This is a genomic window from [Clostridium] polysaccharolyticum, assembly GCF_900111595.1.
GTDB classification, from domain to species: Bacteria; Bacillota; Clostridia; order Lachnospirales; family Lachnospiraceae; genus Clostridium_AI; species Clostridium_AI polysaccharolyticum.
The window spans coordinates 201544-215617 of the sequence record NZ_FOHN01000002.1 but is presented as its reverse complement, the minus strand read 5'-3'; the positions used below and the strand labels follow the sequence as shown (position 1 = coordinate 215617).

General features: G+C 36.2%; 11 protein-coding genes. 10 read left to right on the top strand and 1 reads right to left on the bottom strand.

The annotated features are described in order from the left end of the window. Window positions 1–163 precede the first annotated feature (163 nt). The 6 genes from BMY85_RS02275 (at window position 164) to BMY85_RS02250 (ending at window position 5511) form a co-directional block, all read left to right on the top strand. Complete coding sequence (locus tag BMY85_RS02275) at window positions 164–376, top strand: FeoA family protein (protein WP_092475844.1); 213 nt, start codon at window positions 164–166, stop codon at window positions 374–376. Window positions 377–405: 29 nt separating this feature from the next. Beyond that, on the top strand, window positions 406–624 hold the full coding sequence (locus tag BMY85_RS02270; RefSeq protein WP_092475841.1) for a FeoA family protein: 219 nt from the start codon (window positions 406–408) through the stop codon (window positions 622–624). Between the two features lie 43 nt (window positions 625–667). Next, window positions 668–2719 carry a ferrous iron transport protein B gene (gene feoB / locus BMY85_RS02265; protein ID WP_092475838.1) on the top strand — a complete coding sequence of 684 codons (2052 nt, stop codon included), beginning with the start codon at window positions 668–670 and terminating at the stop codon, window positions 2717–2719. Between the two features lie 191 nt (window positions 2720–2910). Continuing rightward, window positions 2911–3735: a zinc dependent phospholipase C family protein gene (locus BMY85_RS02260; protein ID WP_092475836.1), complete on the top strand. Its 825-nt coding sequence runs from the start codon at window positions 2911–2913 to the stop codon at window positions 3733–3735. Window positions 3736–3839: 104 nt separating this feature from the next. Further along, the gene (locus BMY85_RS02255) at window positions 3840–4760 is read left to right on the top strand and encodes an ATP-binding cassette domain-containing protein (protein WP_092475834.1); all 921 of its coding nucleotides are present in this window, start codon (window positions 3840–3842) and stop codon (window positions 4758–4760) included. After that, a complete protein-coding gene (locus BMY85_RS02250; RefSeq protein WP_092475830.1) occupies window positions 4753–5511 on the top strand; it encodes an ABC transporter permease in 759 nt (252 codons plus the stop codon). The genes BMY85_RS02255 and BMY85_RS02250 overlap by 8 nt, the downstream gene beginning before the upstream one ends. Before the next feature lie 117 nt (window positions 5512–5628). Here the strand turns inward: BMY85_RS02250 and BMY85_RS02245 are convergent, their stop codons facing one another. Continuing rightward, window positions 5629–7602, bottom strand: coding sequence for a methyl-accepting chemotaxis protein (locus tag BMY85_RS02245; RefSeq protein WP_092475827.1), 1974 nt, complete (start codon window positions 7600–7602; stop codon window positions 5629–5631). A gap of 254 nt (window positions 7603–7856) precedes the next feature. Between BMY85_RS02245 and BMY85_RS02240 the strand changes: the two genes are divergently transcribed. From BMY85_RS02240 to BMY85_RS02225, 4 genes are all read left to right on the top strand, one after another. Further along, window positions 7857–9626, top strand: coding sequence for a S8 family peptidase (locus BMY85_RS02240; RefSeq protein WP_092475824.1), 1770 nt, complete (start codon window positions 7857–7859; stop codon window positions 9624–9626). Between the two features lie 183 nt (window positions 9627–9809). Continuing rightward, window positions 9810–11462, top strand: coding sequence for an MAC/perforin domain-containing protein (locus BMY85_RS02235; protein WP_092475822.1), 1653 nt, complete (start codon window positions 9810–9812; stop codon window positions 11460–11462). 140 nt (window positions 11463–11602) lie between these two features. Next, a complete protein-coding gene (locus BMY85_RS02230) occupies window positions 11603–12409 on the top strand; it encodes a hypothetical protein (RefSeq protein ID WP_092475819.1) in 807 nt (268 codons plus the stop codon). A gap of 164 nt (window positions 12410–12573) precedes the next feature. Further along, window positions 12574–13914 (top strand): butyryl-CoA:acetate CoA-transferase, encoded by a 1341-nt coding sequence (locus tag BMY85_RS02225; protein WP_092475817.1) that lies wholly within the window; start codon window positions 12574–12576, stop codon window positions 13912–13914. Window positions 13915–14074: the final 160 nt, after the last annotated feature.

Here is a 14074-nt window from a genome sequence, read left to right as displayed (position 1 = left end):
TAGGGAGAGTTTTTCTTTGCAGATTCTTGCAGGTGCATTGCTTTTAATTGAAAAATGAGAAATATTATCAGTTAAGAAATTGACAATTATGAAAATAAGATTTATAATTTGCATTAATAAAAATGATAATCAGTTTCAGTAATAGAAGAAAGAAGGAGATTTTATGCCATTAACCATGGTTACCGTTGGAGAAGAAAAAACAATTGTGGATTATAGAGGAAAAGAAGAAGTGAAAAAACATTTAACCAATTTGGGGTTTCTAAAAGGAGAAACTGTTCAGGTACTTGGTTCAAACCAGAGTGGTCTGATTCTGTTGGTAAAGGGAGTAAGAATCGCTTTAAATAAAGGGTTAGCTACAAAGATTGTAGTAGCATGACAGGAAAGTTCAGGATTGGAGGATATGGGATGACTTTAGAAGATTTGAAACCAGGGCAAGAAGGAATTGTTGCTTCACTTGGAGAGAAAGGAGCCACTAGAAGAAGAATTATGGATATGGGCATTACTCCTGGGGTATCGATAAAAGTAATTAAAATTGCACCATTAGGAGATCCTGTGGAAGTGAATGTTCGGGGGTACGAATTAAGCTTAAGAAAGGCTGAAGCAAGACAGATATCGCTTCGTTAATTTTTTGGAATGGAGTTAGCAAAAGCTAACTGAAGGAGGAATTATGGCATATACAATAGCATTAGCGGGAAATCCTAACTGTGGGAAAACGACGCTATTTAATGAACTGACTGGTTCTAAGCAGCACGTAGGAAACTGGCCAGGTGTAACGGTAGATAAAAAGGATGGGACATATAAAAAAGATAAAAATGTAACGATTCTGGATTTGCCAGGTACCTATTCATTATCTCCATATTCAGCAGAAGAAATTGTGGCAAGAGATTACATAGTGAAGGAGCGTCAAGATGCTGTAATCAATATTGTGGATGGAACTAGTATGGAACGAAATTTATATTTGACCATTCAGATTCTGGAGACCCAGATTCCAACCGTAGTGGCCATTAATATGATGGATGAGGTAGAAGCAAAAGGGGATAAAATAGATTTTCGGAAGTTAAGTGAAAAATTCGGAGTGCCAGTTGTTCCAATTCAGGCTAGAAATGGGAAGGGACTTACTGAACTGATGGGAGCAGCAACAGAGGCCGCAAAAGCCCATAATAGGCCAAAGCCATTGCAGCTATTTGATAAGGACATAGAGAATAGTATTGAAGCAATTAAGCAGATGCTTGTTTCTGGAACGGATGATGAAAAAGAATGGAAGGCTATCAAGCTGGTAGAAGGAGACGAAATTGTACAAGAAACACTTACTAAGCAGGAAAAACCAAGAGTATCTCAAATTCTTGCAAGATTAGACGAAGTATGTGAGGATTCAGAAGCAAGGGTGGCGGATCTGCGATACCAGTATATTGGAAAAGTGATAAAAGATGCAGTAAAAAAGAAGAATAATGATCATGTAGAAACCAGATCAGATAAGCTGGATAAGATATTGACGAACCGTATTCTTGCGTTGCCAATTTTTGCGTTAGTAATGTATTTAATATTTGCTTGCACTTTTAGCGAAAACTTTTTATTTATTCCAGAGTTTCCAAGCCCGGGTGTCTGGCTTCAAAGTCTTGTAGAAACAGGCTGGGGAGCAATTACCGATGGCCTTAATAACTTATTAAGCAATGCAGGTGCATCAGAATGGATACTGTCACTTGTGATTGATGGAATTCTGGAAGGTGTGGGTGCCGTTGCCAGTTTCTTGCCATTGGTTCTTGTTCTGTTCCTGTTATTGTCCTTTTTAGAAGACAGTGGATACATGGCGAGAGTCGCCTTTGTTATGGATCGTCTGTTCCGCAGGTTCGGTTTATCTGGAAAATCCTTTATTCCTTTGTTAATGGGATTTGGATGCTCCGTTCCAGCCCTGATGGCATCCCGTACGTTAGATAGCGATAAGGATCGTAAAATAACTATGATGATTACGCCATTCATGTCATGTGGTGCAAAAGTTCCAATTTATTGCATGTTTGCAGCGACTTTATTTTCGGGATATAATCAGACTCTTATTCTGTTTTCTATATACATGCTTGGTTTAGTAGTAGCAGTATTAGGTGCCTTGCTTCTCAATAAGTTTGTATTTAGGAGCGAAGCATCAACTTTTATTATGGAACTTCCACAGTATAGAATTCCTACACTTAGAAGTGTACTGATACATGGATGGGAGAAAATAAAAGGATTTGCGATTAAAGCTGGGACTGTCATATTCGGCTCCACTATTCTTATCTGGTTACTTTCTAATTTCAATATAAATGGAATGTGTGAAATGGAAGACAGCTTTCTGGCGTCCATTGGAAATGCGGTGAAAATTATTTTTGTGCCATTAGGATTTAGCGACTGGAGAGCTTCCGTTGGTATCTGCACAGGATGGATTGCCAAAGAAAATATCGTTTCAACCTTTGGCCAGTTATTTGGTGGCATTACAGATGAATCCATAATAGAAGGAATCTCAGATGGCTCGAAAGCACTTCCTGAAATAAGAGATGTATTTAATGGCGCAAGCGCCTATGCATATATGGCATTTAATTTATTGTGTATGCCTTGCTTTGCAGCAGTTGGAGCAATACGGCGGGAAATGGGATCTATGAAATGGACACTCAGAACTATTTTATTTCAGATGGCAACTGCTTATGTGGCTGCATTTATCATTTATCAAGTTGGAATGCTGTTTATATAGGGTAAGACATAAATAGAATGGGCATGTTGCTTATTAGAAAAAGGAACTTTTGTGTTATAAAGGGCAAAAGTTTCTTTTTCGTTGTATTTATAGAAGAAATTATTGCAATTTGTAAAATTCAATAGTAACTCCTTTGTTTCGTGTTATACTTAGAGGTGGAAACGTTAAAAAAATTTTAAGGAGGAGTTTTTATGAAAAGGTACATGAAAAAACTGACTGCCTGTATGCTTGTCAGCATAATGCTTTGCTTTTGTTTTATGGGGACGGTAACACAGGCGAAAGGAGCTACAATTGATGCTAAGGGGTATTTGCAGAAATATCTAAAGACACATAGTCGCGAAGCAAAACCAATGTTTAAAAGCGGAGGAAGTACACATACACATCAGTACATAGTAACGCAGGCTTTGGCAGTGCTTAGAAAAGACAAAGGCTATACTAGTCTAAACCAGTCAGCGAATATGAATGTTTTAAAAACATATACGGACTGGCCAGATAAAGTAGGAAATGAGACAGATAACCTTACATTTTCAGGACATTTTTATAATCCATACACTGAAAAGACCTGGACAGGAAGCAAGTCAAAAACAGCAATGACCCGTGCAATGGGATACTTTAACGAGGCATTGGAACAAGTACAGCTTGGAAACATGTCAGAAGCACTTATAAAGATTGGAAAGGGTACACATTATGTTTCAGACCTAAATGAGCCACATCATGCATCAAATCTGACTGCTGTACTTAGCAACCATAGTGAATTTGAAAAATTCGTGGATGAAAACAGAACGTCCTTTTATATAAAAGGAAATACAATCGATCCATATTATTATCAAGAAACCAAAGAGGTACCAATGTCACAGATTCTAAGGAATGGAGCCTATTATGCATATGATTTGAAATATATGGCACAGGAGGAAGAAACCTATTTTGAAGCAGGCAATTTAAGTGTTCAGCATGCTATTATTAATGTAGTGCAGTATTTGTACGCATTTGGTGTTGAAGCGGGGATATACTCATAGAAAATTACAAATTTTTTAAGGTGGAGAGAATATATTTGCATAAATCAATAAGGTATAGTAAAATGATTTGGTGAATTATTCAAAACTGAAAGGGTGGTTGCAGAATGGAGTATGTTTTGGCTTCAGAGTATTTGACAAAGCGTTTCCGTAAGCATATTGCTGTTAATAACGTAAACCTGCATGTCAAGCGGGGCGATATTTATGGATTTATAGGGAAAAATGGTGCAGGTAAAACAACATTTCTTAAGATGGCGGCAGGGTTATCACATCCAACAAGTGGAGAGATTGTTCTGTTTGGAAAAAGAGGTAATGAGATTACAAAAAACAATCTGGTTTCTAAAATTGGAACTCTTATTGAAAATCCAGGGTTATATGGCAATTTAACTGCTTATCAGAATCTTAAGATGAAATGCATAGGAGTTGGGAAAAATGATCCCAGATATATAAATGAATTACTAGAACTTGTTGGTCTGGAACATACAGAAAAGAAAAAGACGAAGCAGTTTTCATTAGGAATGAGGCAGCGTCTGGGGATTGCCTTGGCTTTAGTTGGGGAGCCAGAGCTTTTATTATTGGATGAGCCAGTAAATGGACTAGATCCACAGGGAATTGCAGAAATCCGTAATACAATATTGCGTTTAAATAGGGAAAAGAACATTACAATTATAATATCCAGTCATATTCTGGAAGAATTATCAAAGATTGCAACTTCATATGGTATTATTGATAACGGGCAGCTTATAAAGGAACTGACAAAGGAAGAGTTAGAGTTTAACTGTGGTTCCTGGCTTGAAATACGAACTAGTAATGCAGCAGCGGCTGCAGACATTCTTAATGGGATGGGCGTTACCCAGATAAATCAAGTTGATGACAATACCTTATATGTGCTGGAGCGAATGAATGAAAGTGCTTATTTCAATGAGAATCTTGTGAAGAACGGGATTCAGGTAGAACTTTTAAATGTTACCAATCGTTCCATCGAAGAATATTATCTTCAGCTGACAGGAGGTATTGCCAATGCTTAATTTGATAAAAATGAATTTATATAGAATGTTCCGGTTTAAAAGAACCTGGATACTGTATTTAGTTTCTGTGGGATTTCAAGTTCTTTTTTCTGCTATTGGGAAAATACTTCAATCAGCATCAGATAATGGAAATAATGTGGTGCAGTTTTATGATGACTTTAGAGGCATATTTGGTGACATGCTTCCAATTTTAGTTTTGATTTTTGCAGTTGCCGTAGTGGCAGACGAATATGCAAGCAGGTACAACAATAATACATTTGGTTTAACTCCATATAAGTATAAGTTTGTACTGTGTAACTTGTTAAACTGTTTTATTTTTGTCATTTCACTTTTTGTTATCACATTTATTTCAGGTTTATTGTTTGATTTAGTTCTTTACGGAAAGAATCTGCAGTTTGACGGTCTTGCAGAATTTGCGACATGCATATCAATACTGCTTCTTTTGAATTTTGCAGTTTCAGTTGTGGCTATGTTTTTTACAGCGTGGATGAGAAAGAGTGTACCTCTTACGGTAGGTCTGGTCTATGGACTTATGTTTTGCAACTTGATTTATATGGGCATAGATACACTGTTAAATAGGGCGTTTGACATAAAGGTTTCTATTGAGAACTATACTTTATTCGGGAATCTGGCAATTATGAAAAGTGATTTTGCAAGAAGCGACGTAGTACGCAGTATAATAGTAGCAATTATATATATCTTTATCTTTGCTGTGCTTAACTCTGTTTTATGGAGAAAAAGAGATCTCTAAATACTGTGCATATAATAAAAAACACTATCAAAGGTCCAATAAATAGACTTTTGATAGTGTTTTTCATTATAAGAAATAAACTGCGAATCGTTTATTCGGCTTTAGATTACAGTATTTTTAGTCTTGATTCTGTTCGACGTGGAAGGTTTCAATAGTAGAACTTAATTCCTCTACATCTCTTTTGATTTTCTGGCTTTCTTCTGTTATGGAGGCACTGTCCATCGTGATTTTCTGTAAATTAGAATTGATAGTTTCGGTACCTTCATCAAGCTGTTCCTGGGTGTCCGTAATAGTTTGAATTACATTGGAAATATTTTGAATTGCTGCATTTAGTTCTTCACTAGAAGCATTGAGGGTATTGCTTTCATTTTCATAGTAAGTAGCATCTTCTTTATAGTGCTGGGCCAGCTTTTCTAGTTTATCATAATCTTCAAGAACTGTTTCTCCAAGAAAATGAATGACCTTTGTACTTTCAAAACTTAATACGTCAACACTAGATAAAACCTTACTAGCTAAAGTATCAACTTTGTTAATTTCATTATTAGACTGTTCTGCAAGCTGACGGATTTCATCAGCCACTACAGAGAAGCCCTTTCCAGCGTCGCCAGCTCTTGCAGCTTCGATAGAAGCATTTAATGCCAGTAAGTTAGTTTGTGTGGCAATGTCTTTAATTGCATTGCTGATATTTGTAATCTGATGAATAACTTTAGCTCCCTCAATAGCATTTTCCAGGCTGATTCGGCTCTGGGAGGTCATATCAACAGCACTGTTCTTACTTTCCAGAAGTTCAGGAACCACTGTATTTACATGAGTGATAATAGTACCTGCACGGCTTGCCATATTAGAAGCCTGTTTGGATAGTTCATCTACCGATGACTCAACAGTAGAGCAGGTGCTGTTAATCTCGTGAATAGAATCACTCTGTGTTTCAATAGAAGAACCAAATTCTTGAATCATAGCGGATATATCCATAATAGATTGGTTAATGGAACTCATCTGCTGTTCTGTAAGAGCTGTATCTTCATGAATAGATCCTACTGCAGTCTGGGTTTTTTGTATCGTATCGATAAATTTGCTTTGAATCTGGTCAATCAAGTAAGCAATTTCTGCAACTTCGTCATTGTAGGTTACAGTATTTTCTTTGCCAATTACATTTTGGATAACAAAACTTTTTAGTGTGTCTATTGGCTTTAGAGATTTTTTCAATAATAATTGGATTAGAAATGAGGCAATTAAAATAAGTATAGTACATACAATACAAACCTGCAGGATAATTTTGAGCAGATTATTCCAGACAACGGATTGATTTTCTGTGAAACCTAGGATCCAGCCTGTATTTTCTATTTTGGCTGTATGAATAAATTTTTTCTGACCATTATAATCTTTAATGACAGATGGAGAGGAGTTAATTAAGTCTACATGAAGTTTATCACATAAATTAGTAGCAGAATCTTCTTTAGGAAGAAATGCTTTGTTTTCGTGTGTAATAACTTCACCAGTACGATTAATTAAGAATGCCTGTACACTTTTGGTTTTTGTCTCAGTTGCTAATTTGACTAGTTCTTTTATGGAAATATCCATTAAAATGACATATTGTATTCCCTTTAGTTTCAGTGGAGCAGCAATACTGATAATCATATCATTTGTGGCAAGATCCTGATAAGGTTCTGTAAAAATGACATCTTGTTTTTTTATTGCCATTTTCCACCATATACGTTGTTTCGGATCAGCATTAAAATCTCCACTATGTGTACCGTAAATATATGGATCATTTTCATTTGCTATAAAATACTCATTGGCCAGGTGATTATATTGAAATGCAAAAGATAAATAATTCTTAATGGATTTTAAATCTGTGGTATTTATGTATTCCAAAGCGGATTTTAGCTGAATGACAATGTTTTTTTGGCTAGTGAGCCATTTATCCGTACTTTCAGCTTTTAAATCAGCTTGGGAGGTAACAAACTGGTTAGCATCTTTTACCAGATTTAAGTGCTGAGAAAAGACGTTTAATATTTCAGCAGCAATAATAACTGAAATAAGACATATACATGTATACAACGTGATTCTGTTTCGAATAGTTTTTTTCATATTGATTACTCCTTTTCTATTTTATTGTGTATTTGGGTGAAAAAATAACATTGATGTTAATATATGTTGTTTAGAAAGTTTTCTTAATGAAAATTAAGACGTAGCTTATGGTATGAAATGGAATATATATTACATATTATAATATAATTTGTAATATGTCTATAAAAAAACAAAAAACATATGAAGTATGTAATATTTTTAACAAATGGACAGTTTTAATCATAGAATAAAAAAAAGAATTTCCTGAGGTTACAATGAATAACGAAAAAATAGATAATCAGTTAAAGCTTGCTTTAGAGTCAACAGAAGAACAAAGAAGCAGGACAGCAGATTTGAATCTTGGGTATGATGCATTTACAAATACGTGGGAACTTATTGTACGGCATGCAGGAAGTCTAGAGGACATTCAGAATGAACTGGATATTTCGGTGGTGGAACTGCTTGGTGGATATGCCATTATTACCATTCCGCAATATCTGATTGGAAGATTAACAGAATATCCTCAGATTGAATATATTGAGATGCCAAAAGGACTCTTTTTTGCTGCCACAAACGGGAAAGCTGCCTCTTGTATTAATGGTGTGCAGGAGAGTACATCTGGATTGTTTGGCAGTGGCGTTATTATTGCTATAATAGATTCTGGAATTGACTATGCACATCCAGATTTTAGAAATGATGATGGAACAACCAGAATTCTCGATCTTTGGGATCAGACTATAGAACCAGAAGAAGGGCTGGCACCTCCAGAAGGATTTGCCACAGGGACTTTATATACGAGGGAACGGATTAATGAGGCACTGAAAGCAAGAACGAGACAGGAGAGGCAGAACCTTGTGCCAAGTGCAGATTTAAGTGGGCATGGAACTCATGTAGCAGGAATTGCAGCGGGGAATGGCAGAGGTGCGGAAAATGCACCAGTGGGAGTTGCACCAATGAGTGAACTTTTAATAGTAAAGCTTGGGGCATCAGCGGGAGACAGTTTTCCAAAAACTACTCAGCTTATGCAGGGAATGGATTATGTAGTGAGAAGGGCAATTGAGCTTCGAAGGCCGCTGGTAATTAATTTGAGTTTTGGTAATAATTATGGTTCTCATGCAAATAATTCCATATTAGAGCAGTACATAAATGATGTGTCTGGTCTATGGAAAACAACGATTGCCATTGGCACTGGAAATGAGGGAGCATCTTCTAGGCATTATGCTGGAGTGCTTACAGCAAGAGAACCACTAGATGTGGAAATGTCGGTTGCCAGTGGAGAGAATACGCTTAATCTGCAGATTTGGAAGAATTTCTATGATGATTTTGAAATTATTCTTCATGCACCTGGAGATACAAGTTCAGGGACTATTTCCAGAGTCAGCGGCAGGCAGCAGTTTGTATTGGAAGAAACCCAAGTGTTTTTATATTATGGGGAACCTACCCCATATAACAGTCTGCAGGAAATCTATATTGAAATGATTCCAGCTTCAGGCAATACTTATCTGACAGAAGGGATCTGGAGATTTGAATTCCGTCCAAAGACAATTATAACAGGTAATTTTTATATGTGGATTCCGATTGCAGAAACCATTAGTCCAACCACTAAGTTTTTAAGACCTACATTAGCAACTACGCTAACAGTACCTGCAACATCTGCCAAGTCTATTTCAGTTGGAGCATATGATAGTGATACAGACAGTCTTGCATTTTTCTCAGGACGTGGATATACATTAAATGGCCAGGTAAAGCCAGATTTAGTAGCTCCAGGAGTCAATATTTTCTCATGTGCTCCGAATGATGGGTATATACAAAAAACAGGAACATCTATGGCAACACCGTTTGTTGCAGGAGCAGCGGCACTTTTAATGGAGTGGGGGATTATAAGAGGATTTGATCCTTATTTGTATGGAGAAAAGGTAAAGGCCTACTTAATTGCAGGGACAAGAAAATTAAGTTTTGAACAGCAATATCCGAATCCTCAGATTGGATTTGGGGCTTTATGTTTAATGGGAACTTTTCGTTATATTGGGATTAGGCAGATTTAGTGAAAAAGCTTGTTATTCGGAATTTGTTATTTTGAATAACGAGCTTTTGCTAGAAATAAGAATAGAAATGCAAAGAAAAAAGTGGAATTATATGAAAATAGGATATTATATCTATGGAATTAGTAGCTCAAATTATGGTATAATTAAGTGTAAATAATAAAATGAAGAGGAGAGATGTAAAAAATGAGGAAAACAATTAAAAAAATTGGTGTTCTTTTGTCCTTTGTGATGGTCTGTAATTTATCATCAGGACATATTGCAACAAAAGCGGCTAGTCCATATGCCGATATTAACACAAGGTTTAAAGATTATTTAACTTATGGGTTTAATAGCGTAACGAATCCAATGCCAGATTACAAGGGCATTTATAAGGTGCCGATTCTTGATATGGACAAACTTACAGCAAAAAAACAGAATAAATGGTTCGTATCTGCTTGTGGAGATACTGGTTTTGACTGCAATTCCGTAGCACGAACAACAAAAAGTGAGGTACAAAAAGAAGTATCAAGAAAGCTGTCAATTGGCTTTAAATCACCTGCAATCGGTTTTTCAGCAAGTGTAAACCGTACAACTAGTGAAACAAAGACACAAAATGAATACTTTGGTGAAATGGTTTCTAGACGTCAGATTGGAACTTATACCAACAGATTAACAATGGCTGAGATGAGAGCCTGTTTATCAGATGGTTTTGTGAGTGAAGTAAAGGAAGGAAATTTTGAGTATATTTTCAACCGTTATGGAACGCATTTAATTACAGAAGCATATTTTGGTGGTCAGCTTACTATGTCTTTCCATACAAAAGAAACATCAACAAAGACATCATCACAATTGGAGATGGCAGCTTCTGCTAGTTACAAAGGAATGTCTCCTGAGGCATCACAATCTGAGAAAAAGAGCAGAGAAGATTTTGAGTCTCTTTGTACTTATAATATGAAATGCTTAGGTGGAGAAAGTGTTAAAATACCTAAGAGCCTGAATGATTTAGAGGCTTATGAACAATGGGCAAACCAAGTAAAAACTGAACCAGCAATGTATCAGGTAAATCAAGCAATCCCTATATGGGAATTATTCTCTGATCAGGCGCTTCGTAATAAAATCCAAATTGCTTACTGGCATTATTACAATAAAAAGTTAAAAGAAACAAGAGAAGCGATTCCTTTTGTTACTAATATGAGAATATCCACCGTAAATCCTATTGCGAATGATATTAATAGTGGAGAAACTGTTACAAGAAGAGATTCAGCAGGAACGAATGAACCTTCTGATTTAAATAGAAAAGCAGGAGGTGCATATATTTATCTTTTATACACGAAAGGCACAGACAGTGCTAGTAAAATCACAGATGTGATGGTAAGGGTTAATGGTAGAACAACTCCTAGAGCTTTGAGTGGTTATACAGAGCTTAATACAGATTTAAATCAAGGCGCAGGAGGTGCATATATTTATCTTAGTTATAAACGAAGTGGAGATCAGAACAATACAGGATTCCAGGAATTCTGCACTAGAAATGATGCAGCAGACCGAGGTGATGGATGGGTACCAATTAAGGATGCTACTGGAAGTGTAATTGATTTAAATAAGGGATCAGGCGGTGACTATATTTACCTTTTTGGATATAAAGATCCATTCTTTAAGCAGATTGATGATGAAATGGCAAAGAATAATCAGAATATTGTAAGTTTAGGTGGTACTGCTGATCCAATTAGTTATTCTTCATCAAGTTCTTTAATCTATAGTGCAAGTGGAAATTTCATGAGAACGTCAAGCAGGACAAGTACATCAAGCAGGACAAGTGCAAGCACATCAAGCAGAGGATCTTTTGGTGGACGTAGGTAAATAGTATGTATCCATAAGGAAGGATATGGAAAAGGGAAATATATACATAATAAATTAAATTAATCGGATTATTTTGCATGATACTTTAAATTTTGGTTATGATAAGGTACATAAGCTTACTTATTAAAGGAGACATAGAAATGAAAAGAAAAATATTCAGTAAAAAAATTTCTATTCTGTTTGTGTGCCTTATGGCTATTTGTTTAGCTGGCTGTGCAGGTAAGACAGATAATGGCAATGCCAATGAACCTAATGCAACGCAAAATACAGACGATAACAAGGACAATCCAAGTGACGTAGCTGCAGGATCTGAGAGTGGTGCAGCAGATAACCCTTCAGATGGAGTTAAAGCAACAGATAATCCTAATGGAGCCGGCACTGCCATGACGGGAACTCCACAGGCATCCAAAGCAAATCCGATTAATGATAATATTACTGGTTTTTATAGTGAAACAGCTGCATATCCATTGTTAGAAAGTGAAATTATTGATGAGTTAGATTATGAAAATCAAGATATGTCAAAAACTCGTTATTATTATAACTACGTGGATTTAGATGGTGACAATATTGATGAAATTATCGTGCAGTTAAATGGTGAGTACAATACAACAAAAGACGGAGATACTGTTTTAATTGTGAAACAGACCAATGCCGATGATGATGACGACGATGACGATGGATTTGATGTTATCGCACAGTTCACAGCATTTGCGAATCCTGTAATCGTAAGTGACAATAAAACGAATGGTTACCGTGATTTGATTTTTATTAATCCAGATTCCGATCCAACAACTTACAAAAAAGTTACTTATGGAAAAGACGGCTACGGTAAAATGAGTGATGCAAAAACCATAGAAAATCTTGATAATGTGACAGGAGTTGCACTATTATGCAATGATATTGCAGCGGATACACAGAAGGAAGAAGGCCTGTTTTTTGCAAAATAAGTAGTCTGATAGAAGGAAGATATCTTAACAGGAAAATGACTGTGAGATATCTTCTTTTTTATTAATAAGAAATTTCTTATTTGTCTACAATTTCACAAAGTAATATGTTATAATAAAAATCATGTAAAATAATAAATCAAATGAAGATTTAGGAGGAATTACATATGAGTTATACAACGGAATATAGCCAGAAGCTCACGACAGCAGAACAGGCAGTGAAAGTCGTAAAGTCAGGTGACTGGGTTGATTACGGATGGACATCAGGAACGCCTCGTGTCCTGGATAAGGCATTAGCCGCACGTGCAGACGAATTGTTTGATGTGAAATTCCGAGGCGGTATCTTAATGTGGGTACCAGAGATTTTTAAGGTAGAAAATGCAGCAGCTCATTTTACATGGAACTCATGGCATATGTCTGGAATTGAAAGAAAAGCAATTAACGGTGGACTTGCATTTTATTCTCCAATTCGTTATTCTGAATTGCCAAGATATTACAGGGAACATATTGAGCCAAACGATGTTATGATGATTCAGGTTGCACCAATGGATCAGCATGGTTATTTCAATTTTGGACCAAATGCTTCTCATCTGGCAGCAGCAGCAGAACGTTCTAAAGTAGTAATTGTAGAGGTAAATAAAAATATGCCAGTCTGCCTTGGCGGATTTGAAAATGGCGTACATATTTCCGATGTTGATATGATTGTAGAGGGAGATAATGCGCCTATGGCTGAATTAGGTGCCGGTGGACCTGCCACAGAGGTTGATAAAAAAGTTGCAGAACTGATTGTAAATGAAATTCCAAATGGTGCATGCCTTCAGTTAGGAATCGGAGGAATGCCAAATGCAGTAGGTTCTTTAATTGCAGAATCAGACTTAAAAGATTTAAGTGTACATACAGAAATGTACGTGGATGCATTTGTTGATATTGCAAAAGCGGGCAAAATTACAGGAAGAAAGAAAGCAATTGATAAGGGACGCCAGGTATATGCATTTGGTGCGGGTACTCAGAAATTGTACGATTATCTGAACAATAATCCAGAATGTATGTCAGCACCAGTTGATTATACCAACGATATCCGTTCTATCGCAGCAATTGATAACTTTATGTCTATCAATAATGCAGTAGATGTAGATTTATTTGGACAGGTAAGTTCTGAATCATCTGGCACAAAGCAGATTAGCGGTGCTGGCGGCCAGTTGGATTTTGTATTAGGTGCTTACTTATCTAAAGGGGGTAAGAGTTTTATCTGTTGTTCTTCTACTTATACAACAAAAACAGGTGAAGTAAAATCCAGAATTTTACCAACCTTACATCCAGGTTCTATCGTAACAGATACACGTGCTAATATTCATTATTTTGTAACAGAATATGGTATTGTAAATCTGAAAGGCTTATCTGCCTGGGAAAAATGCGAAAAAATTATCTCCGTTGCCCATCCGGACTTCCGTGATGAATTAATCCAAGAAGCTGAAAAAATGCATATCTGGAGGCGAAGCAATAAATAGCATATATAATGGTAGAAAAGACGGTTATTTTTTTAATCGTCTTTTTTAATTTAATAAGAAATTCTTTTTGAGATCTTCCTATAAATTGAAAGGCTCCTAAAAGGACAAGGGAGGGATATGCACGAATAGGTAAGGAACTTACACTTTGTTGATAATCAAA

Coding starts and splice junctions, on each gene's coding strand:
- BMY85_RS02255 (WP_092475834.1), top strand. CDS start 3,840: ATGGAGTATGTTTTGGCTTCAGAGTATTTGACAAAGCGTTTCCGTAAG.
- BMY85_RS02250 (WP_092475830.1), top strand. CDS start 4,753: ATGCTTAATTTGATAAAAATGAATTTATATAGAATGTTCCGGTTTAAA.
- BMY85_RS02235 (WP_092475822.1), top strand. CDS start 9,810: ATGAGGAAAACAATTAAAAAAATTGGTGTTCTTTTGTCCTTTGTGATG.
- BMY85_RS02245 (WP_092475827.1), bottom strand. CDS start 7,602: ATGAAAAAAACTATTCGAAACAGAATCACGTTGTATACATGTATATGT.
- BMY85_RS02260 (WP_092475836.1), top strand. CDS start 2,911: ATGAAAAGGTACATGAAAAAACTGACTGCCTGTATGCTTGTCAGCATA.
- feoB (WP_092475838.1), top strand. CDS start 668: ATGGCATATACAATAGCATTAGCGGGAAATCCTAACTGTGGGAAAACG.
- BMY85_RS02230 (WP_092475819.1), top strand. CDS start 11,603: ATGAAAAGAAAAATATTCAGTAAAAAAATTTCTATTCTGTTTGTGTGC.
- BMY85_RS02225 (WP_092475817.1), top strand. CDS start 12,574: ATGAGTTATACAACGGAATATAGCCAGAAGCTCACGACAGCAGAACAG.
- BMY85_RS02270 (WP_092475841.1), top strand. CDS start 406: ATGACTTTAGAAGATTTGAAACCAGGGCAAGAAGGAATTGTTGCTTCA.
- BMY85_RS02240 (WP_092475824.1), top strand. CDS start 7,857: ATGAATAACGAAAAAATAGATAATCAGTTAAAGCTTGCTTTAGAGTCA.
- BMY85_RS02275 (WP_092475844.1), top strand. CDS start 164: ATGCCATTAACCATGGTTACCGTTGGAGAAGAAAAAACAATTGTGGAT.